We start from the raw sequence: 20671 nt of genomic DNA, 5'->3' as shown, positions 1-20671 counted from the left end.
CCTTCGCTCTGTTACTTGATACTTCGCCTTTTATTTGGGCTTCGAAGCGCCCGGCTGCTTCGGCTCCTTGTGGCCGCCGAAACCCGCGCGCATCGCGGAGAGAATTTTTTCGGCGAAGGTGTGTTCCTTGCGGGAACGGAAACGTGTGTAGAGCGCCGCGGTCAGGACTTCGGCCGGCACCGCCTCGTCGATCGCCGCATTCACGGTCCAGCGGCCTTCGCCGGAATCTTCGACGAAGCCGGAATATTCCGCCAATGCCGGGCTGTCGGCGAGCGCCGTCGAGGTGAGATCGAGCAGCCAGGACGGGATCACGCTGCCGCGCCGCCAGACTTCTGCGATGTCGGCGAGATCGAAATCGTAGCGATGGTCCGCCGGCAAGGCATCGATGTTGGCGTTCTTGAGGATGTCGAACCCTTCGGCATAGGCCTGCATCAGGCCGTATTCGATGCCGTTGTGGATCATCTTGACGAAGTGGCCGGCGCCGACGGGGCCGGCGTGGATATAGCCCTGCTCGATGCGGGGATCGCGCCCCTCACGTCCTTCCGTGCGCGGAATGTCGCCGGCGCCGGGCGCGAGCGCGGCGAAGATCGGATCGAGCCGGTCCACCACCTGTTTCTCGCCGCCGATCATCATGCAATAGCCGCGGTCGAGACCCCAGACGCCGCCGGAGGTGCCAACGTCGACATAGTGGATGCCGCGTGCCTTCAGCGCCTTGCCGCGGCGGACGTCGTCCTGCCAGAAGGTGTTGCCGCCGTCGATGATGACGTCGCCTTCCTGCATCACGCCCGCGATCGTGTCGATCGTCGTCTCGGTGATGCGCCCCGCAGGCAGCATCACCCAGGCCGTTCGCGGCCGCTCCAGCTTTGCGACGAACTCCTCCAGCGTCGCCGAGCCTACCGCGCCGTCTGCGGCAAGGCCGGCGACGGCCTTGGCGTCCTTGTCATAGACCACGGTCGAATGGCCGTGGCGCATCAGCCGGCGAACGATGTTGCCGCCCATCCGGCCGAGGCCGATCATGCCGAGTTGCATCTGAGAGATTCCCTTAATTCAGCGCGTCGTTAAGCGCCGCGTTGAGCGCCGCGAGACCCTTCTTGAGTCCGCCCTTCAGGTGGACGCGCAATGCGCGCCGCCCGCGCTCGGTGAGCACATCGAAATCGCCGCGCGCCTGCGCCGCCTTGATCACGCCGAAGCTGGCCTTCTGGCCCGGCACGGCCAGGTCCTTGGCGTCGTCAGCGGTGATCTGGAGGAACACGCCGCTGTCGGGCCCGCCCTTGTAGGCCTGTCCCGTCGAGTGCAGGAAGCGCGGTCCGAACTCGGCGCAGGTCGCGACATGGCGCTTCTCGCGCACCTCGAGCCGCATCGCCTGAAGCGCGTCGATGGTGGCCTTGTCGCGCGCGATGTAGCCAAGCAGGGCGACATAATCGCCATGGCCCGAGCGCGAGAGATGCGCCTTCAGCCAGGAAGTGAGGTCGCCGTTGGCGCCGGCGGCGCGCAGTGCCGTGGCGTTGGCCTCGTCGGTATAGAGATCGGCCTCGTCGGTGCTGACCACCGGCTGCTCCGCCGGCAGCGCGCCGGTCTTCTCGAACGACGCGGTGAGCTCGCGGGTCTTGATCTTGGCCGCTTCCACGTCCGGCTGGTCGAACGGGTTGATGCCGAGGATGCTGCCTGCCACCGCCGTGGCCATCTCGAAGCGGAAGAACTCCTGACCGAGATGGTCGATCGACTTCATGACGATGCGCACAACGGGATGGCCGGCCGCTTCGATCGCGGCAAGCTTCGAGTCATGGGCGGCGTCCGCCTCGCCCTCGGTACGGATGTCGATGAAGAAGCGGTCGTTGCCGTAAGCTGCGGCTTCGCCCAGCGGCTCGCCGTCGATCGGGATCAGGCCCTTGCCCTCCTTGCCGGTCGATTCCGCGATCAGCTGCTCGGCCCAGGCGCCGAAATCGGTGATCTTCTTCGACGACAGGATCGTCACCTTGTCACGGCCTTCGAGGCCGGCGAGGCCCATGGCAAGGCCGAGCTGCACGCCGGGATTCTCGCTTGGCGGCACGTCCGGTCCGCAGGAGCGGGCCATCGCGAGCGCATGCTTGACGAAGGTCTTGACGTCGATGCCCGCGGTCGCCGCCGGCACGAGGCCGAACGGCGAGAGCACCGAATAGCGGCCGCCGATCGAGGGCTCGCCGTGGAAGATGCGGGCGTAGTTCAGCGTCTTGGCCGATTTCTCCAGCGACGAGCCGGGATCGGTCACCGCGATGAAGCGGTGGCCGGTCTTCACCTTGGGGCCGACCGCCTGCGCGACGCGGTCGTGGAAATAGTCCTTCATCGCGTTCGGCTCGGTGGTGCCGCCCGACTTGCTGGATACGATGAACACGGTGTTGGCGATGTCGATCTTCGCTTCCATCGCCCGCACCTGGGCGGGATCGGTGGAATCGAGCACATGCAGCTTCGGAAAGCCTGACTTTCGCGCAAAGGTCTCGGCCAGCACCTCGGGCCCGAGGCTCGATCCGCCCATGCCGAGCACGACCGCATCGGAGAATTTCTGGCCCTTCACGCGGCTCGCATAGTCCTCGTAGTCGGCGACGTCGGCCTTGGCGGCGCTGTCGAGCCAGCCGAGCCATTTGTCCTCGTCGGCCCCGGTCCAGACCGATTTGTCACGCTGCCATAGCCTGCGGATCTTGGCCGACGCGCGCCATTCCTCGGTGCTCTTCGCCACCGCCTTGCCGAGCCCGTCGCCGAGCGACAACTGCTGGCGGTCGAGCGCGGGCCCGAGCACGGTGGCGCGCTTGTGCGCAACGGCGCCGTAGAGCTTGTCGGCGGCGTCGACGAACAGCTTGACGCCGTCCTTGACCAGCTCTTCGGTGATCGCGTCGAGCGAGACGCCGGAGCGCTCCAGCTCCTCCAGCACGCGCCTTGCGTCGTCGATGTTCTCTTCCAGGCTGTCGCGCGGCTGGCCGTGGTCGCGGAACGCATCCAGCGTCGCCGGCGGCACGGTGTTGATGGTGTCGGGGCCGATCAGCTCCTCGACATAGAGGACGTCGCTGTAATCCTTGTTCTTGGTGCCGGTCGAGGCCCACAGCATGCGCTGCGGCTTGGCGCCCCTGGCGGCGAGCCTCTCCCAGCGGGAACCGGAGAACAGGCGCTTGTAATCCTGGTAGGCGACCTTGGCGTTGGCGATGGCGACCTTGCCCTTCAGCGCGGCCAGCCGTTCCTTCTCGCTGGGGTCGTTGGCGCGCGCGATCTTCTCGTCGAGCTGCTTGTCGACCACCGAGTCGATCCGGCTGACGAAGAAGCTCGCGACGCTCGCGACATGCGACGGATCGCCGCCGCCTGCGACGTATTTATCGAGGCCGGCGAGATAGGCCTCCGCGACCTGGAGGTAGACGTCCCTGGAGAACAGCAGCGTGATGTTGATGCTGATGCCCTCGCCGATGAGCGTCTCGATCGCCGGCAGGCCTTCCGGCGTCGCCGGCACCTTAACCATCAGGTTCTTGCGGTTGACGTCCTTCCAGAGCCGCCGTGCCTCGGCGACCGTCCCGGCGGTGTCCATCGCAAGATAGGGCGAGACCTCCAGGCTGACATAGCCGTCGCCCCCCTTGAGGCGGTCATAGACCGGGCGGAGCACGTCGGCGGCGTTCTGGATGTCCTCGACCGCGACGGCTTCGAACAGGTCGGCCACGCTCCGGTCGCCGCGCTTCAGCGCCTTGCCGATCGGGGCGTCGTACTCGTCCGAACTGCCGATCGCCTTCTCGAAGATCGACGGATTGGAGGTGACGCCCTTGACGCCGTCGGTGTCGATCAGCCGCTTGAGGTCGCCCTTGGCGATGAAGCCACGGGCCAGGAAGTCCAGCCAGACGGCTTGTCCGTGCTTTTCCAGTTCTTTGACGGGATTCATGATACTTATTTATCTCCAAGCCTGCGGGCGAGGGGTTTCCGCGCCGGTCCTGACGCGCTATCCTCTAGCTTACATGCTCCCGGGAGGGAACCAATCAAGGGAATAGGCGTCATACCCTCCAGTGTAACTCCGTCGCGATCATGGCGATCCAGGCGGTTGTGGTCGTGTTGCGTAAAAAGTCGCTGGCCGGGGAGGTTCGGTCGAGGTCTCGTTGCGTAACGTCTGCCGGCCGCTGCACAGAGTGCATCGGCGGATTCCGATCCGCCTGATGCTTCATCGCCCGGTCGCGAATGGCCATGCTGGGGGAAGGCATGCACGCACATCCTGACGGCCCACCGCTCGCCGTCACCGACGGATCGCAATCAGTCGTGCCGGCCGTAGGTATCGACGCGGCCCACGATCTCGAAATCAACCCATGCACGACGTATCTGCGGCTGCTGGTCGCGGCGGGCTTTGCGATGACCCTGCTCAGCGCCGGCCTTGCCGTCGACTGGTGGGACGGCCTCGGCGACTACGACACGACGGTCGGCTATGCCGGCGTCGCGGTGTTCGGCCTGGTCACCAGCCGGCTGATCTGGATGCTCCCCGCCGAACGCGGGCCGGTGGTGATCGTCACCCCCTATGGCATCCGCGATCTCCGCATCGGCAATGAATTTCTGCTGTGGGAGTCGATTGCGGAGGTTTCGACCGAGGAGCGGCGCGGCCGCAAGGCGATCGTGCTGACGCCGACGCCGGGCTTGCAGCGGCAGCTCTCCTGTATCCGCGCCAACATCCGGTCGACGTCGCGCGGCGTGCAGGACGATCGCATCATCATACGCCCCGACGGACTGGCGACCGATTTTGACACATTGCTGCGCGCCTGCCGCGACTGTCACGCCGCCAGCGATTCACGCACCGCATTGCGGCGGGACCGCGATCAAGGCGCGGAAGGCTCGGGTCCGGTCTCACAAGGCTTGGCCGCACAAGCGTCATAAAGCTGCCGCCGGCTGACGGCTATGCTGCACCGCCGGATAGGCTGATCCCCGGTAACGCCCGGATGTTGCGGCCGAGTGACATTTGCTGGAAATGAGCGAAGATATACATAGATTCGCATAAATAACAGGCAGGTGCCTGTTCGTAACTCACCTGGTTGCCTACGTTGTGCGTTGCGTCGAGTCGGCCCCCGGGTGTCCAATGATCGTCATGTGCTCACGCTGATTCGAAACGGCCTGAGGAACGGTCCGGTAACTGCTTTCGTTTCAGCTTGTAGCGGAACTCACGCGGAGAGGGATCATGTACAACGATTCTCTATTCAACGCTTTCGCTCGGTCGTTCGAGGCGAGAAGCCAGCACGACATGTCGATGGCGGAATATCTGGAATCGTGTCGAAGCGATCCCATGAAATACGCGAACGCGGCCGAACGACTGCTAGCAGCGATCGGTGAACCCCAGACGATTGACACGGCCAAGGACCCACGCCTTGGCCGTATTTTTTTGAACCGCACCATCCGTACCTATCCGGCCTTCGCCGGCTTCTACGGCATGGAAGAAACCATCGAGCGCATCGTTGGTTTCTTCCGGCACGCGGCGCAGGGCCTGGAGGAGCGCAAGCAGATCCTCTATCTGCTCGGCCCCGTCGGCGGCGGCAAATCCTCGCTCGCCGAGCGGCTGAAGTCGCTGATGGAAGTGCATCCGATCTACGTGCTCAAGGCCGGCGACGAACTCTCGCCCGTGTTCGAGAGCCCGCTCAGCCTGTTCGATCCCGATCAGCTCGGGCCGATGCTGGAGGAGAAATACGGCATTCCGCGCCGGCGCCTCACCGGATTGATGAGCCCGTGGTGCTACAAGCGGCTTGAGGCCTTCGGCGGCGACATTTCCCAGTTCCGGGTCGCAAAAATCCAGCCGTCGCGGCTGCGCCAGATCGCGATTGCCAAGACCGAGCCCGGTGACGAGAACAACCAGGACATCTCCTCGCTGGTCGGCAAGGTCGATATCCGCAAGCTCGAGACCTACGCGCAGAACGACCCCGACGCCTACAGCTATTCCGGCGGTCTCAACCGCGCCAATCAGGGTATCCTCGAATTCGTCGAGATGTTCAAGGCGCCGATCAAGATGCTGCACCCGCTGCTCACGGCGACGCAGGAAGGCAACTACATCGGCACCGAGAACATCGGTGCGATCCCGTTCACCGGCATCATCCTCGCGCACTCCAACGAGGCGGAGTGGGCGAGCTTCAAGGCCAACAAGAACAACGAAGCCTTCATCGACCGCATCTGCGTGATCAAGGTGCCCTATGTCCTGCGGGTCACGGAAGAGCAGAAGATCTACGAGAAGCTGATCCAGGGCTCCGAGCTGGCGTCGGCGCCGTGTGCGCCGTCGACGCTGGAGACGATGGCGCGTTTCTCGGTGATGTCGCGCCTGCGCAAGCACGAGAATTCCACCGTGTTTGGCAAGATGCGGGTCTACGACGGCGAGAGCCTGAAGGAATCCGATCCGAAGGCGCGCAGCGTCCAGGAATATCGCGATGCCGCCGGCGTCGACGAGGGCATGGACGGCGTCTCCACGCGCTTTGCCTTCAAGATCCTGGCTGCGACGTTCAACCACGATCCGCAGGAGGTCGCCGCCGACGCCGTGCATCTGATGTACGCGCTGGAGCAGTCGATCAAGCGCGAGCAACTGCCCGAGGAAGTCGAGAAACGGTACCTCGAATTCATCAAGGCGGACCTCGCGCCGCGCTATGCCGAGTTCATCGGAAACGAGATCCAGAAAGCCTATCTCGAATCCTACTCGGATTACGGCCAGAACCTGTTCGATCGCTACGTCGACTATGCCGATGCCTGGATCGAGGACCAGGACTTCAAGGATCCCGATACGGGACAGCTCCTGGATCGCGAATTGTTGAACCAGGAACTGACCAAAATCGAGAAGCCGGCGGGCATCGCCAACCCCAAGGACTTCCGCAACGAGGTGGTCAAATTCTCGTTACGGTCGCGGGCCCAGAACGGCGGCAAGAATCCGACCTGGACCTCCTACGAGAAGATTCGCGACGTGATCGAAAAGCGGATATTCTCCCAGGTCGAGGACCTGCTTCCGGTCATCTCCTTCGGGTCGAAGAAGGACGGCGAGACGGAGAAGAAGCACGGCGAGTTCGTCGCACGCATGGTGGAGCGCGGCTACACCGAGCGTCAGGTTCGCCGGCTCGTCGAATGGTATATGCGTGTGAAGCAGGCCGGTTGAGGCGGATGGAAAAGTGCCCATTCACATTATTGACAGGCGCCTGAATCCAGGCGGCAAGAGTCTTGAGAACCGCCAGCGGTTCTTGCGTCGGGCCAAATCCCTGGTGCAGGGCGCCGTCAAGAAGACCTCGCAGGAACGCGACATCAAGGACGTCCTGGAGGGTGGTGAGGTCACGATCCCGCTCGACGGGATGCATGAGCCGCGTTTCCGCCGCGAAGGCGGAACGCGCGACATGGTGTTGCCCGGAAACAAGAAGTTCGTCGAGGGCGACTATCTGCAGCGTTCCGGCCAGGGCAGCGCCAAGGATTCCGGTCCCGGCGAAGGCGACAGCGAGGACGCCTTCCGCTTCGTGCTGAGCCGCGACGAATTCGTCGATCTCTTCCTCGACGACCTCGAGCTGCCGGATCTTGCCAAGCGCAAGATCGCGCAGACCGAGAGCGAGGGCATCCAGCGCGCCGGCTACACCACGTCGGGCTCGCCCGCCAACATCTCGGTGAGCCGGACGGTGAAGCTCGCGCTCGCCCGCCGCATCGCGCTCAAGCGTCCCCGCAAGGACGAGATCGAAGAGCTCGAAGCCGCAATCGCCGCATGCACCGACGAGGACGAGCGTGTGGTGCTTCTCGCCGAGCTGGAAAAGCTGATGGCGAAGACGAAGCGGATTCCGTTCATCGATCCGCTCGACATCCGCTACCGCCGCTTCGAGACGGTGCCGAAGCCGGTCGCGCAGGCCGTGATGTTCTGCCTGATGGACGTCTCCGGCTCGATGTCCGAGCACATGAAGGATCTCGCCAAACGCTTCTACATGCTGCTCTACGTGTTCCTGAAGCGCCGCTACAAGCACGTCGAGATCGTCTTCATCCGCCACACCGACCGCGCCGAGGAGGTGGACGAGCAGACCTTCTTCTACGGCCCGGCCTCCGGCGGCACGCTGGTCTCCAGCGCGCTCCAGGCGATGCACGACATCGTGCGCGAGCGCTTCAATCCGTCGGACTGGAATATCTACGCAGCGCAGGCCTCCGACGGCGACAACTCCTATTCCGACGGCGAGCTCACTGGGCTTCTGCTGACCGACAAGATCCTGCCGGTCTGCCAGTTCTTTGCCTATCTCGAGGTCGGCGAGTCCGGCGGCAGCGCCTTCGATCTCTCCGACTCCTCGCTCTGGACCCTCTATGAGCGCCTGCGCAACAGCGGCGCACCGCTCTCGATGCGCAAGGTCAGCGAGCGCAGCGAGATCTTCCCGGTGTTCCACGACCTGTTCCAGCGCCGCGAAACCTCTCAGGAGAAAGCCGCTCCATGACGGAAAGATTGTTCGAAGGCGCGGATTGGGACTTCCACACCTTGCAGCGCATCACCGATGCCTGTGAGGAGGTGGCGAAGAACGATCTCGGGCTCGACGTCTATCCGAACCAGATCGAGGTCATCACCGCCGAGCAGATGCTGGATGCCTACTCGTCGGTCGGCATGCCCCTGTTCTACAAGCACTGGTCCTTCGGCAAGCACTTCGCCTACCACGAGGCCTCCTACCGCAAGGGCCTGATGGGCCTCGCCTATGAGATCGTGATCAACTCCTCGCCCTGCATCTCCTATCTGATGGAGGAGAACACGGCGACGATGCAGACGCTGGTGATCGCGCACGCCGCCTTCGGCCACAATCACTTCTTCAAGAACAACTATCTGTTCAAGCAGTGGACCGACGCCGACGGCATTCTGGACTATCTCGATTTCGCCAAGAACTACGTCATGCAGTGCGAGGAGCGCTACGGCCGCGCCGAGGTCGAGCGTACGCTCGATGCCGCGCACGCGCTGATGTCGCACGGCATCGACCGCTACCCGGGCAAGAAGAAGCTCGACCTGCGCGCCGAGGAGAAGCGGGCAGGGCGTCGCCGCCAGCACGAGGAGGAGGTCTTCAACGACCTCTGGCGCACCGTGCCGGCGGGGAAGAGCAAGAGCCGTTCCGCGCTCAGCGTCGAGCGGCGCCGCAAGCTGCTCGGCCTGCCGCAGGAGAACCTGCTCTACTTCCTGGAAAAGAGCGCGCCGCGGCTGGCGCCCTGGCAGCGCGAATTGCTGCGCATCGTCCGCCACATCGCGCAATATTTCTATCCGCAGAGCCAGACCAAGGTGATGAACGAGGGGACGGCGACCTACGTCCACTATCGCATCATGACCAAGCTGCACCAGCAGGGCCGCATCACCGACGGCAACTTCCTCGAATTCCTGGGATCGCACACCAATGTGGTGTTCCAGCCCGAATTCGACGATCCGCGCTTCTCCGGCTTCAATCCCTACGCGCTCGGCTTCGCCATGATGCAGGACATCGAGCGCATCGTCACCAGCCCGTCGGACGAGGACCGCGAATGGTTCCCTGACATCGCCGGCAAGAACGACGTGATGGGCGTGCTGCGCGACGTCTGGGCCAACTACCGCGACGAGAGCTTCATCGGCCAGTTCCTGAGCCCGAAGCTGATGCGGCAGCTGCGCATGTTCCATCTGCACGACGACCCCGAGGAGCGTGCCGGCATCCGCGTCGATGCCATTCACGACGAGCGCGGCTTCCGCCGCGTCCGGCGCGAGCTGGCGCGGCAGCACGATGTCGGCTACATCGACGCCAATATCGAAGTGGTCGACGTCGATCTCTCCGGCGACCGCCGGCTGATCCTGCATCACCACGTCATCAAGGGCGCACAGCTCAACGAGACCGACGCCAAGCGGGTGCTCCAGCATCTGGCGGACCTCTGGACCTACGACGTCGCGCTGATCGAGGTCGATGCCAACGACAAGGTCCTGCGCGAATATGTCGTGAGCCCGCGCCCGATCCCGGCGGCGGTGGCCTGAGGCGCCGGCAACTTCTGGCGCTTGACGATGAGTCCCTACTAGTGCGCCGACGAAGGTGCGTTCCCTCCCCCCTTGTGGGGGAGGGAACGGAGAGAGCGTTGCCTTGCCCTGGCCAGACTCGATTTGACCTCAGCTCATCACGCTTTCGTCTTCGCTGGCTTCTTCTTCACCTTGGACGCGTTCAGGGCCACGGCTGCGCGGATCAGCGCCTTCAGCGCTTTCTCGTTGATTTTCTCGCCTTCGCGAATATCGATCGCGCGCCGCACATTGCCGTCGAGGCTGGAATTGAACAGGCCGGCCGGGTCATCGAGCGCCGCACCCTTTGCAAAGGTCAGCTTCACGACGGCCTTGTAGGTTTCGCCGGTGCAGATGATGCCGTCGTGCTCCCACACGGGAACGCCGCGCCACTTCCATTCCTCGACCACGTCAGGGTCGGCGTCCTTGATCAGGGCGCGAATCCGCCCGAGCATCTCGCCGCGCCAGTCGCCGAGCTCCTTGATCCTGCCGTCGATCAACTTGGACGCCGACGCTCCGTCCGCGTCCTTCGGGCTGCTTGTCTTCATCGTGGCGGCCTTCTTCATGACCGCGCCTCGCGCTGCACGCCGCTGCGCCGGTCAAGATAGGGCAGCGCAAACAGATACAGCCCGGTCGCGAGCAGCGGGATCAGCGGGACGAGCGCCAGGAAACCGATCCACACGGCCTGGATCTGCATGGTCATCGCGACGATGTTCGCGATGACGGCGATCGTGAAGGCGATGGACAGCCAGCGATGGATTTGTCGAATGTTCAACGAGACCTCCTTTGCAATGGTCGGAATGGATGTACGCCGCCGGCTCAATCCGGTCGCGCCAGCAGCTCGTCCAGCTTGGTGAGAAACTGCTTCCAGCCGGCATGCGCGCCGCCATAGGCCTGCTTCTGCGTCGGGCTGAAGCCCGCCTGCTCGACGCGCAGATGCGTGCCCGCATTCGTCGGTGTCAGCGTGAAGGTGACGACGCTTCGCAAGTCGAACGCCGCGTCCTCATGCGCGAAATTCCAGGTGTAGGCGAGCGTCTTCTGCGGCTCGATGGTGAGCACCTCGCAGTCCAGCACGCCGCCCCATTCGCCGCGAAGATTGAAGCGATGGCCGACTGACGGCTTGAAGTCGTTCTTCATCAGCCATTCCTCGATCAGGTGCGGCTGTGTCAGCGCGCGCCAGATCCGCTCGGCCGGAAAGGCAAATTCGCGCTCGATGACGACGGCGCGGGTCTCGCTCGAGGTTTCGGTCATTGGTCCATCCTCTTCAGGAGATCGTCGAGTGCGTCGAGCCGGTTCTGCCAGAACCCGGCCATCTGGCTGGTCCAGTCGAGCAGCGGATTGAGCGCACCGGGCTGGGCGCTGTAATGGGTCTGGCGTCCTTCATGGCGATCGCGCACGAGGCCGGCCTGCTTCAGCGCGCCGAGATGTTTTGAGACCGCCGGCTGGGAAACGCCCGACCGTGCCGTCAGTGCCCCGACCGTCTGCTCGCCCTCGCGGCACAACCGCTCGAAGATCGCCCGCCGGGTCGGATCGGCGAGCGTCCTGAACAGGAGGTCGGGGGCGGCGGACATGCGAATTCCATAACCAGGAAGTTATGGATTAATTCATAACCGCAGGGTTATGGGTAAGTCAAGCGCGATGCGAGCAGTTTTGGCGCGTTCAGATCCGCGCTCAGGGCCGCAGATAGAGATATCCCTGCGACTGGAGCTCGGCCAGGCGGACCACGCCGCCTTTCTCCGCGCTGACGAAGCCCGGCAGCAGATCCGTCAGCGTGACGTTCTGCGCCTTCATCGTGTTGCCGCAGGCCGCGAGCTCGACGCCGTCCTTGGAGAACTCGCCGACGCGCTTGCTGACATCGGGGTTGGCTTGCGCCGAGTGAAACGCCTTCAGCGCCGGCCCGTGGATCACCAGCGCGATCGTGACGTGCTCGGGGCCGCCGACGCCGTCGATGTGGTTCTGGATGTTGCCGAGCACGAAATTGACCTTCTCGGCGTCGCTGAGGTGATAGACGACCTTGAGCCTGTTCGACGGCGGAGCCTCGGTCGCGGCCTGTGCGCGGGAGGCGCCGAGCGCCGCACCTAGCGCTGAAACGGCGCTCCACAGGATGTTCCGGCGGTTCATGGCGATCTCCCTCGGCTGCGCCCGAATTTGCCGGACACATATCACTTGTGGCGGAGCGCGGCGAGTTCCTTGCGGTCGGTCACCAGCGAGGCGCACTCGCCGTTGTCGGTGCGGTCGAGGCGGAAAATCTTGTCGTCGGCGCCGGCGACCAGCGATTGCTCGGCCTCGTCATCCGGCTTGTTGTTCTGCCAGACCCTGACCTGTTCGAGCCGAATGATGGCGGACTTGTTGTCCTTGGACAGCGCCACTTCGATGCCGCCGCCTTCGCAGTCGACGCCGCAGCCCATGCGGACTTCGTCGCCCTCCGTGAGAAGCACCGCGTGGCTGCCGCACGACCCGCTGGAGTCGAAATCGCCGCTGCGATGGCGATAGCGGAAGCCCAGGCGGAAGGAATTGTGGAGTTGCTTGTCCTCCTTGTCGGTTTCCGCGGAGATCAGCAGCTTCATCGACGCGACCTTCTGCTTGGGATGCCGCGCCAGATGCTCGGCATCGTAGCGGCGGACGAAGCAGGCATAGGCCTTGTCACCCGGCGCTCCCGCATAGATTCGGGCCGTGAAGGCGTCGGCTTCGGCCTTTGTGGTTTCCCGGACTTTATCGGCCTCATCGGCGTGGGCGAGGCCGGTGAATGCGGCAAGGACAAGCGGCAGGAGGAGGGCAAGCTTCATGGTCGCACCGAACGCGTGAGCCGTTGACGGCCCGCGGCGGGACGGTCAGGGCCGATTGGCCGTTAGTCGCGGACGGAAAGCGTTGCGTTCAAGCGTTCCTGGCCGCACGCCTCGCGGGCAGCCTCGCGCAAGGTTCCCGCTGTAACAATTTGGAAGGAGGGGTGTCGGTAAGCCCCTGGTTGTTGCAGATGACTGGTGGCGGTCAAAATGTCCATAAGTCAGAACTTGCCCAACCTTGCGATAGGCTATTCCCTTGCGCGGCTGTTCAAGTTGCTGGGAGCCAGCCTGCTGGCGACGCTGCTGTGCGGCGCGCTCGCATTCAGCTGGCACTATGGCAAGGACATCGCCACGATCCAGATCGCGCTCAGCTATTTCGGCATCGTGTTTTTCGGCCTGACCACCTGCAAGACGCTCTCGACATTGATCTCCGCCAGGGAGCCGGTCCTCTTCATCACCCGTATCGGCATTCGCGACACCAGGATCGCCGATGACACCATCTCGTGGAGATCGGTGAGGGACATATCGATCTTTCGGTATCGCAGCCAGAAGATCGTCGTTCTTCAGGTCGATCCTCTTCTTGCCGGGCGGTTCGAAGGCGGCTTTCTGAAGCGCGTCTTGTCGCTGCTGAACAAGCCCATTGGCGCGGACGGTGTGCTCGTCACGGGTGGCCTGACCATGGACGGCGAAACACTGTTCGAGACCTGCAAGCAATACTGGACGGCCGGCCGGTTGGCATATTCGGGTCGCGCCGCAGCTGAGCCCGAACCTGTCCATTGAAGCCCGATGTGTCTTGGCTGAACCAGTGGCGGACTTCGTCGCCCTGTGTGAGAAGCACCGCGTGGCTGCCGCACGACCCGCTGGAGTCGAAATCGCCGCTGCGATGGCGATAGCGGAAGCCCAGGCGGGCCGTTAGTCGCAGGGTAAGCGCGGCGCGTTCACGTTCGCTCCTCCCAGAGATCGTCATCACTGGACCGACATGAGATGGATGTTCCGAGCGGTGCTTTAGTCGCTGGTTGGACCGGAAGGGTTCAAGGTCCTCGCTCCCTGGAACTCGATGTCGCGAGTCCTTCGACATTGTCCCAGTTTGTCAATGTGATAGCCTTCACAGACGATTGCTTCTCGAAATCGTAGGGTGGGGCGGCCTTTGTAAGTTTGTGGAGTCCCCGCGCAATGGGCGAAATTCGCAACTTCAGATCCGGGAATCAGAACGAGCCGCCTTCGCACGGCGCCATGCCTCGTCGTCTCGCAGCAATCATTGTCGGTGACATCGCTTCCTACAGCCGCTTGATGCAGGCCGACGAGGAAGGCACGCATGTCCGCGTCAAGCGGATTGAGCGGGACCTCATCGAGCCCAGTATCGTCGAGCACCATGGAAGCCTGGTGAAGACGACGGGCGACGGCTTCATCGCTATCTTCGATAGCCCTGTTGAGGCCGTTCGCTGCAGCATCGTCATCCAGCAGAATCTCATCGGCCGCAATGCCTCGCTTCCGAAGCACTCCCGGATCGAGTACCGAATTGGCGTCAATCTCGGCGATGTCATCATCGAGCCGGACGACGTTTACGGCGATGGCGTCAACATCGCCACGCGTATCGAGGGCATTGCCGAGCCCGGTCAGGTCTACATCTCGGGCGCGATCTACGAGCAGATCAAGCACAAGGTGGTGTGCGGCTACGAGGCCCTTGGCGACCGCAAGGTGAAGAACATCACCGACCCCGTACGCATCTATCGCGTCCTGCCCGACGCAGATGCCGTCGGCGGGACGCGAGGCCGGCGCGAGAATACCTTGATCTTTCTCCTCAGCTTGACGTTGCTGGTCAGCGCAGCCGGCGTGCTCTGGTATCTTCTGGCGCAGCCGCCCGGCAAGGGAAGCGAGCAGGCCGCCACGCCGACTGCCTCTCCGGTCGCATCTCCTGTCCAGCAGCCTCCGGCGCGCGAATCGGCCGTGCCGACGCCGCAACCGTCGCCCTCGTTGGCTTCACCTGCGCCGCCGGCACCGACGCCGACGCCCAGCCAATCGCCGACGCCCGCCAGCGAGCCGGACATGACCGCCATTCGCGGCGGTAGCTTCACGATGGGAAGCAACGACGATCCGACCGAACGCCCTGTTCACCAGGTCGCGATCAAGCCATTCTCGATCGGCAAATACCCTGTGACGGTGCGGGAGTGGAATGAATGCGCCGCCGCAAAGGCGTGTGGCTTTACGGCGATCGGGAAGGACGACGCCCCCGTCACGAATGTAAGCTGGACCGATGCCCAGCAATATGCGGCCTGGCTCGCGCAGGCGACGAAGAAGCCGTACCGGCTTCCGAGCGAAGCGGAATGGGAATATGCGGCGCGCGGCGGAACGCAGAGCAAATATTGGTGGGGCGACAAGCTCCAGCCGGGCATGGCCGGGTGCAAGGATTGCGGTGACGCAGCCGGCGAGCAGCCGGCGAAGGTCGGCAGCTTCAAACCCAATCCATTTGGACTCTACGATATGGGCGGCGGCGTCGATCAATGGGTCGCCGATTGCTGGCACAGGACTTATCAAGGCGCGCCCAATGACGGTTCGGCATGGAGCGGTGGGGACTGCAGTTCGCACGTCCTGCGCTCGGGCTCCTGGAAGAACGATTCGAGATACGTGCGGCCGTCCAACCGCGACGGCTACGATACCAATGTTCGTTACCCGACGCATGGATTCCGCGTCGCGCTCGGTCCTTGAGTGCAGGAGTAGATCCGATGCAAATCCTTCGCTGCGTTGCGCTGTCGGCGGTGCTCGCATTGCTCCCGGGCGTGGCCTTCTCGCAGGGTAAGGCTGCTCCAAAGGACGCAAAGGTTTATTTCATCACCCCGTATGACGGGCAAAGGGTGCGCGCCGGTTTCCTGGTCCGGTTCGGCTTGCGCAACATGGGCGTGACGCATGCCGGCGACGACTACCAGAACGCCGGCCATCATCATTTGCTGGTGGACGTCAGCGACCCCATCGATCCGAAGGAGCCGATCCCGCAGGACAAGTCGCATCTGCATTTCGGGGCAGGGCAGACCGAAACATTTCTCGAGCTTCCGCCCGGGACCCATACCCTTCAACTGGTGCTGGGCGACGCGAAGCACTATCCGTTCGAGCCGCCTGTCGTGTCGGACAAGATCACCGTGCGCGTCAGGCCGCTGCCTCAGCGCGGCAGATGATCACCGCAGGCTGGCGTTGAACTTGTCCAGGGCCGCCGAGCCCGGGCACAGCGTGTCCGCTTCCAGCGTATTGAGCGGCGTCTCGACCGTGTTGAGATGCGCGTGCAGGTCTTCCGCGTCGGGATCGACATAGAGCAGGCCGGTGACGATCTGGCCCTTGGCGGCGTGCTTCGCGAGGAAGGTCTGGGCGCCGAGCCGGTCATGCGGATCGTAGTCCGCGTCGATCTTGCGCAGCGCGATCTTGCTGCCGTCATGCTGCTCGACCAATTGCACCGTGCCCGGCGCATAGTCCACCGCGATCGGATCGCGGCCGACCAGCACGTCGAGCCGGTTCACGGCGTCGTTGTGCTCGCGGACATAGTCAAAGCTCTTGGTCGAGCCGGCATGGTTGTTGAAGGCGATGCAGGGGCTGATGACGTCGATGAAGGACGCGCCCTTGTGGCGGATCGCGGCCGCGATCAGCGGCACGAGCTGGGTCTTGTCGCCGGAGAACGAGCGCGCCACGAAGGTTGCGCCCAGTTGCAGCGCGATCGCCACGAGGTCGATGGCGTTGTCGGTGTTGGTCACGCCCTTCTTGGACTTCGAGCCGCGGTCGGCGGTCGCCGAGAACTGGCCCTTGGTGAGGCCGTAGACGCCGTTGTTCTCGACGATATAGGTCATGTTGACGGCGCGCCGGATCGAATGCGCGAACTGGCCGAAGCCGATCGAGGCGGAATCGCCGTCGCCGGACACGCCGAGATAGATCAGGTCGCGATTGGCGAGGTTGGCGCCGGTCAGCACGCTGGGCATGCGGCCGTGCACGGAGTTGAAGCCGTGCGAATTGCCGAGGAAATAGTCCGGCGTCTTCGACGAGCAGCCGATGCCGGAGATCTTCGCCACCCGGTGCGGCTCGATCGACAGCTCATAGCAGGCCTCGATGATCGAGGCCGTGATCGAATCGTGGCCGCAGCCGGCGCACAGCGTCGAGATCTTGCCCTCGTAGTCGCGATGGGTGTAGCCGAGCTCGTTCTTCTTGAGGCCCGGATGATGGAATTTCGGCTTGGCAATATAGGTCATGATACGGCCTTGCGGAGCGGGGTCACCTTGAGTTGATCCTGGTGATCGCCAATGGCTTTTGCGATGAAACGGGCGGTGATTGGTGAGCCGTCGTAATGCACGATCGGCACGAGGCGGACGGGATCGATGCCGTTCTCGTTGACGATGAGCTGGCGGAGCTGGCTGTCGCGGTTCTGCTCGACCACGTAGACGAAATCGTGCTCGGCGAGGAAGCTCGCCACGCTCGAGTGGAACGGGAAGGCACGGATGCGCAGGCGATCAAGCTGATGCCCGCGTGCCTCGAGCAATCCGATCGCCTCGTCCATCGCGGGGGAGGTGGACCCGAAATAGATCACGCCATATTTGGTCGGCCGTTCCGCATTGGCCTGCAGCGGCCGCGGCACGAGGTCCTGCGCGGTCTCGAACTTGCGCACCAGGCGCTGCATGTTGTCGGCGTAGACCGGGCCTTCCTCGGAGTAGCGCGCATAGCGATCCCGGGACGTACCGCGGGTAAAATAGGAGCCCTTGGTCGGATGCGTGCCGGGATAGGTGCGGTAGGGGATGCCGTCGCCGTCGACGTCGAGATAGCGGCCGAAGTCGCGGCCTTCCTCCAGCATCTCCGCGGTCATGATCTTGCCGCGGTCATACTGCCGCGCATTGTCCCACTTCAGCGGGCGGCAGAGGCGGTGGTTCATGCCGATGTCGAGGTCGAGCATCAGGAAGATCGTGGTCTGCAGCCGCTCGGCGAGGTCGAAGGCGGCGGCTGCGAACTCGAACGCCTCCGCCGGATCTTCCGGGAACAGCAGCACATGCTTGGTGTCGCCGTGCGAAGCATAGGCGCAGGCGATGATGTCGCATTGCTGGGTGCGGGTCGGCATGCCCGTCGAAGGCCCGGCGCGCTGGATGTTCATGATCACGGCCGGGATCTCGGCAAAATATGAAAGGCCGATGAACTCGGTCATCAGCGAGATGCCGGGGCCGGAGGTCGCGGTGAAGGCGCGGGCGCCGTTCCAGGAGGCGCCGATCACGATGCCGATCGAGGCAAGCTCGTCCTCGCCCTGCACGATGGCGTATTTCGCCTTGCCGGTCTCAGGGTCGTGCCGGTACTTCTTGCAATGAGCGGTGAAGGCTTCCGCCACCGACGAGGACGGCGTGATCGGATACCACGCGCACACCGTGGCGCCGCCATAGACGGCGCCGAGCGCGGCGGCGCTGTTGCCCTCGATGAAGATGCGGTCGCCCACCTTGTCGGACTTCTTCACCCGCAGCCCGATCGGGCATTTCAGGTTCTGCAAGGCCCAGTCGCGGCCGAGATGCAGCGCGTGGACGTTGGAGGAGAGCAGCTTCTCCTTGCCCTTGTACTGCTCGCCGATCAGCTGCTCGATCAGCTTGGCGTCCATGTCGAGCAGCGCCGAGAGCGCGCCGAGATAGATGATGTTCTTGAACAGCTGGCGCTGGCGCGGATCGGTGTAGGTCGAGTTGGTGATCGCGGTGAGCGGCACGCCGATCACGGTGATGTCGTCGCGGAATTTCGTCGACGGCATCGGCTTGGTGGAATCGTAGAACAGATAGCCGCCGGGCTCGATACCGGCGACGTCCTTGTCCCAGGTCTGCGGGTTCATCGCCACCATCATGTCGACACCGCCGCGGGCGCCGAGATGGCCGTCCTCCGTCACCCGCACCTCGTACCAGGTCGGCAGGCCCTGGATGTTGGAGGGGAAGATGTTGCGCGGGGAGACCGGCACGCCATGGCGCAGGATCGCGCGCGCGAACATCTCGTTGGCGCTGGCCGAGCCCGAGCCGTTGACGTTGGCGAAGCGGACGACGAAGTCGTTTACGCTGCTGATCGGCTTTTTGTCGGACATGCTGAACCTGCGTGAGTCATTTCGATCAAATATTTCTGCATGTCCCAGGCTCCGGTGGGACAACGCTCGGCGCACAGCCCGCAATGCAGGCAGACATCCTCGTCCTTCACCATCACGCGTCCGGTCTTGAGATCGGAGGACACGTAAAGATCCTGGTCGGGGTGCGGCGAGGGCGCCTTCAGGCGCTGGCGCAGATCGGCTTCCTCGCCATTCTCCGTGAAGGTGATGCAGTCCATCGGGCAGATATCGACGCAGGCATCGCACTCGATGCAGAGCGAGGTCGAGAACACCGTCTGTACGTCGCAGTTCAGGCAGCGATGGGCTTCGCCGAGCGCGAGCTTGACGTCGTAGCCGAGCTCGACCTCGGTGCGGATGTCCTTCAGCGCGATCACCTTGTCGCGGTGCGGCACCTTGAAGCGCTTGTCGACGGAGATGTCGTTGTCATAGCTCCATTCGTGGATGCCCATCTTCTGCGAGGAGACGTGCACCTCCGGCAGCGGCCGCTCGGTGATGTCCTCGCCCGACAGCAGTCTGTGGATCGACAGCGCGGCGTCATGGCCCTGCGCCACCGCCCAGATGATGTTCTTCGGGCCGAAAGCGGCGTCGCCGCCGAAGAACACCTTGGGGTTGGTCGAGACGAAGGTCTTGGGGTCGACCTGCGGCATATTCCACTTGTCGAACGCGATGCCGCAGTCGCGCTCGATCCAGGGGAAGGCGTTCTCCTGGCCGACCGCGACCAGCACGTCGTCGCAGGGAATGGTCTGCTCGGGGTCGCCCGAAGGCACCAGGTTGCGGCGGCCTTTGGCGTCGTATTCGGCTTTGACGTGCTGGAAGGTGACGCCGATGAGCTTGCCGGCGACATGCTTGAATGCCACCGGCACCATGTAGTTGAGGATCGGAATATCCTCGTGGATCGCGTCCTCCTTCTCCCACGGCGAGGCCTTCATCTCCTCGAAGCCGGAGCGCACGATCACCGTGACTTTCTCGCCGCCGAGGCGGCGCGCGGTGCGGCAGCAATCCATCGCGGTGTTGCCGCCGCCGAGCACGATTACGCGCTTGCCGATCTTGTCGGTGTGACCGAACGAAACGGAGGACAGCCAGTCGATGCCGATATGGATATTGGCGGCTGCCTCCTTGCGGCCGGGAATGTCGAGCTCGCGGCCGCGCGGCGCGCCGGAGCCGACGAAGATCGCGTCGTACTTCTCCGTGAGCAGCGCCTTCATGCTCTCGATGCGGTGACCGCCTTTGAACTCGACGCCGAGATTGAGGATGTAGCCGGTCTCCTCGTCGATCACGGAATTGGGCAACCGGAACTTCGGGATCTGCGAGCGCATCATGCCGCCGGCTTCCGGATCGGCATCGAACACGGTGCAGTGATAGCCGAGCGGCGCCAGATCGCGCGCCACCGTCAGCGAGGCCGGACCGCCGCCGACCAGCGCGACGCGCTTGCCGTTCTTCGGCGAAGGGCGCGGCAGGCGCTGCGTGATGTCGTCCTTGAAGTCGGCTGCGACGCGCTTGAGGCGGCAGATCGCGACCGGTGTTTCCTCGACGCGTCCGCGGCGGCACGCCGGCTCGCACGGACGATCGCAGGTGCGTCCCAGGATTCCGGGAAACACGTTCGATTTCCAATTGATCATGTAGGCGTCGCTGTAGCGGCCTTGGGCGATCAGTCGGATGTATTCGGGAACCGGGGTGTGTGCAGGACAGGCCCACTGACAGTCGACCACTTTGTGAAAGTAGTCGGGGGCCGCGATATCGGTCGGTTTCATTCCTACCCTGTCCGCGCAGGCCCAAAGACCCGGCGGCCTCTTCTGAGCTTGGCGAACGCTTAACGCGCGTCGATCTGGTTTCTGAATGACGTCA

Annotated in this window: 18 protein-coding genes; 7 read left to right on the top strand and 11 right to left on the bottom strand. The window is 63.8% G+C overall.

What is annotated here, in order from left to right; translation table 11 throughout:
- Positions 1 to 30: 30 nt before the first annotated feature.
- Together gnd and WN73_RS03185 are read right to left on the bottom strand one after the other, a co-directional pair.
- Positions 31 to 1029: a phosphogluconate dehydrogenase (NAD(+)-dependent, decarboxylating) gene (gnd, locus tag WN73_RS03190; protein ID WP_011089498.1), complete on the bottom strand. Its 999-nt coding sequence runs from the start codon at positions 1027 to 1029 to the stop codon at positions 31 to 33.
- Between the two features lie 13 nt (positions 1030 to 1042).
- Positions 1043 to 3892: a bifunctional transaldolase/phosoglucose isomerase gene (locus WN73_RS03185; protein WP_271551401.1), complete on the bottom strand. Its 2850-nt coding sequence runs from the start codon at positions 3890 to 3892 to the stop codon at positions 1043 to 1045.
- Between the two features lie 290 nt (positions 3893 to 4182).
- On the opposite strand from WN73_RS03185, the gene WN73_RS03180 reads away from it, so the two are divergent.
- The 4 genes from WN73_RS03180 (at position 4183) to WN73_RS03165 (ending at position 9940) form a co-directional block, all read left to right on the top strand.
- Positions 4183 to 4866, top strand: coding sequence for an STM3941 family protein (locus tag WN73_RS03180; RefSeq protein WP_028174547.1), 684 nt, complete (start codon positions 4183 to 4185; stop codon positions 4864 to 4866).
- 298 nt (positions 4867 to 5164) lie between these two features.
- Positions 5165 to 7108 carry a PrkA family serine protein kinase gene (locus WN73_RS03175; RefSeq protein WP_011089495.1) on the top strand — a complete coding sequence of 648 codons (1944 nt, stop codon included), beginning with the start codon at positions 5165 to 5167 and terminating at the stop codon, positions 7106 to 7108.
- Between the two features lie 19 nt (positions 7109 to 7127).
- Entirely contained in the window at positions 7128 to 8405 is a 1278-nt protein-coding gene (locus tag WN73_RS03170; RefSeq protein ID WP_028174548.1) for a YeaH/YhbH family protein, read from the top strand.
- On the top strand, positions 8402 to 9940 hold the full coding sequence (locus tag WN73_RS03165; RefSeq protein WP_011089493.1) for a SpoVR family protein: 1539 nt from the start codon (positions 8402 to 8404) through the stop codon (positions 9938 to 9940). Before WN73_RS03170 ends, WN73_RS03165 begins: the two co-directional genes overlap by 4 nt.
- 137 nt (positions 9941 to 10077) lie before the next feature.
- Here WN73_RS03165 and WN73_RS03160 read toward each other — a convergent pair whose 3' ends face one another.
- The 6 genes from WN73_RS03160 to WN73_RS03135 all read right to left on the bottom strand — a co-directional run bounded on the left by WN73_RS03160 (position 10078) and on the right by WN73_RS03135 (position 12741).
- The gene (locus WN73_RS03160; protein ID WP_271551400.1) at positions 10078 to 10521 is read right to left on the bottom strand and encodes a DUF1801 domain-containing protein; all 444 of its coding nucleotides are present in this window, start codon (positions 10519 to 10521) and stop codon (positions 10078 to 10080) included.
- On the bottom strand, positions 10518 to 10730 hold the full coding sequence (locus WN73_RS03155; protein ID WP_082755416.1) for a hypothetical protein: 213 nt from the start codon (positions 10728 to 10730) through the stop codon (positions 10518 to 10520). The genes WN73_RS03160 and WN73_RS03155 overlap by 4 nt, the downstream gene beginning before the upstream one ends.
- A 44-nt stretch (positions 10731 to 10774) precedes the next feature.
- Positions 10775 to 11206, bottom strand: coding sequence for an SRPBCC family protein (locus WN73_RS03150; RefSeq protein ID WP_011089490.1), 432 nt, complete (start codon positions 11204 to 11206; stop codon positions 10775 to 10777).
- Entirely contained in the window at positions 11203 to 11526 is a 324-nt protein-coding gene (locus WN73_RS03145; protein ID WP_271551399.1) for an ArsR/SmtB family transcription factor, read from the bottom strand. The genes WN73_RS03150 and WN73_RS03145 overlap by 4 nt, the downstream gene beginning before the upstream one ends.
- A gap of 100 nt (positions 11527 to 11626) precedes the next feature.
- Positions 11627 to 12076: a DsrE family protein gene (locus tag WN73_RS03140; RefSeq protein WP_028174550.1), complete on the bottom strand. Its 450-nt coding sequence runs from the start codon at positions 12074 to 12076 to the stop codon at positions 11627 to 11629.
- Positions 12077 to 12117: 41 nt separating this feature from the next.
- The gene (locus WN73_RS03135; RefSeq protein WP_271551398.1) at positions 12118 to 12741 is read right to left on the bottom strand and encodes a hypothetical protein; all 624 of its coding nucleotides are present in this window, start codon (positions 12739 to 12741) and stop codon (positions 12118 to 12120) included.
- Between the two features lie 207 nt (positions 12742 to 12948).
- Between WN73_RS03135 and WN73_RS03130 the strand changes: the two genes are divergently transcribed.
- The 3 genes from WN73_RS03130 (at position 12949) to WN73_RS03120 (ending at position 15908) form a co-directional block, all read left to right on the top strand.
- Positions 12949 to 13518, top strand: a complete 570-nt coding sequence (locus tag WN73_RS03130; protein WP_028174552.1) for an STM3941 family protein — start codon at positions 12949 to 12951, stop codon at positions 13516 to 13518.
- 393 nt (positions 13519 to 13911) lie between these two features.
- Positions 13912 to 15444, top strand: a complete 1533-nt coding sequence (locus WN73_RS03125) for an SUMF1/EgtB/PvdO family nonheme iron enzyme (RefSeq protein WP_060908687.1) — start codon at positions 13912 to 13914, stop codon at positions 15442 to 15444.
- A 17-nt stretch (positions 15445 to 15461) separates the two neighbouring features.
- Positions 15462 to 15908: a DUF4399 domain-containing protein gene (locus tag WN73_RS03120; RefSeq protein ID WP_060908686.1), complete on the top strand. Its 447-nt coding sequence runs from the start codon at positions 15462 to 15464 to the stop codon at positions 15906 to 15908.
- Here the strand turns inward: WN73_RS03120 and WN73_RS03115 are convergent, their stop codons facing one another.
- The 3 genes from WN73_RS03115 to WN73_RS03105 are packed head-to-tail and all read right to left on the bottom strand — an operon-like array spanning position 15909 to position 20577.
- Entirely contained in the window at positions 15909 to 16964 is a 1056-nt protein-coding gene (locus WN73_RS03115) for a 2-oxoacid:ferredoxin oxidoreductase subunit beta (protein ID WP_011089483.1), read from the bottom strand. It abuts the gene before it with no gap.
- A complete protein-coding gene (locus WN73_RS03110) occupies positions 16961 to 18808 on the bottom strand; it encodes a 2-oxoacid:acceptor oxidoreductase subunit alpha (RefSeq protein ID WP_161533613.1) in 1848 nt (615 codons plus the stop codon). Before WN73_RS03110 ends, WN73_RS03115 begins: the two co-directional genes overlap by 4 nt.
- The gene (locus WN73_RS03105; protein WP_271551397.1) at positions 18778 to 20577 is read right to left on the bottom strand and encodes an FAD-dependent oxidoreductase; all 1800 of its coding nucleotides are present in this window, start codon (positions 20575 to 20577) and stop codon (positions 18778 to 18780) included. Before WN73_RS03105 ends, WN73_RS03110 begins: the two co-directional genes overlap by 31 nt.
- Positions 20578 to 20671: the final 94 nt, after the last annotated feature.

The sequence above is a fragment of the Bradyrhizobium sp. CCBAU 45394 genome (assembly GCF_028128655.1).
Lineage (GTDB): Bacteria > Pseudomonadota > Alphaproteobacteria > Rhizobiales > Xanthobacteraceae > Bradyrhizobium > Bradyrhizobium diazoefficiens.
This window is presented reverse-complemented; position numbering and strand designations above follow the sequence as displayed.

Bases quoted from the DNA above. Each gene is read 5' to 3' on its own strand.
- gnd (WP_011089498.1), bottom strand. From the start codon at position 1,029: ATGCAACTCGGCATGATCGGCCTCGGCCGGATGGGCGGCAACATCGTT.
- WN73_RS03185 (WP_271551401.1), bottom strand. From the start codon at position 3,892: ATGAATCCCGTCAAAGAACTGGAAAAGCACGGACAAGCCGTCTGGCTG.
- WN73_RS03180 (WP_028174547.1), top strand. From the start codon at position 4,183: ATGGCCATGCTGGGGGAAGGCATGCACGCACATCCTGACGGCCCACCG.
- WN73_RS03175 (WP_011089495.1), top strand. From the start codon at position 5,165: ATGTACAACGATTCTCTATTCAACGCTTTCGCTCGGTCGTTCGAGGCG.
- WN73_RS03165 (WP_011089493.1), top strand. From the start codon at position 8,402: ATGACGGAAAGATTGTTCGAAGGCGCGGATTGGGACTTCCACACCTTG.
- WN73_RS03160 (WP_271551400.1), bottom strand. From the start codon at position 10,521: ATGAAGAAGGCCGCCACGATGAAGACAAGCAGCCCGAAGGACGCGGAC.
- WN73_RS03150 (WP_011089490.1), bottom strand. From the start codon at position 11,206: ATGACCGAAACCTCGAGCGAGACCCGCGCCGTCGTCATCGAGCGCGAA.
- WN73_RS03145 (WP_271551399.1), bottom strand. From the start codon at position 11,526: ATGTCCGCCGCCCCCGACCTCCTGTTCAGGACGCTCGCCGATCCGACC.
- WN73_RS03140 (WP_028174550.1), bottom strand. From the start codon at position 12,076: ATGAACCGCCGGAACATCCTGTGGAGCGCCGTTTCAGCGCTAGGTGCG.
- WN73_RS03135 (WP_271551398.1), bottom strand. From the start codon at position 12,741: ATGAAGCTTGCCCTCCTCCTGCCGCTTGTCCTTGCCGCATTCACCGGC.
- WN73_RS03130 (WP_028174552.1), top strand. From the start codon at position 12,949: ATGTCCATAAGTCAGAACTTGCCCAACCTTGCGATAGGCTATTCCCTT.
- WN73_RS03125 (WP_060908687.1), top strand. From the start codon at position 13,912: ATGGGCGAAATTCGCAACTTCAGATCCGGGAATCAGAACGAGCCGCCT.
- WN73_RS03120 (WP_060908686.1), top strand. From the start codon at position 15,462: ATGCAAATCCTTCGCTGCGTTGCGCTGTCGGCGGTGCTCGCATTGCTC.
- WN73_RS03115 (WP_011089483.1), bottom strand. From the start codon at position 16,964: ATGACCTATATTGCCAAGCCGAAATTCCATCATCCGGGCCTCAAGAAG.
- WN73_RS03110 (WP_161533613.1), bottom strand. From the start codon at position 18,808: ATGTCCGACAAAAAGCCGATCAGCAGCGTAAACGACTTCGTCGTCCGC.
- WN73_RS03105 (WP_271551397.1), bottom strand. From the start codon at position 20,577: ATGAAACCGACCGATATCGCGGCCCCCGACTACTTTCACAAAGTGGTC.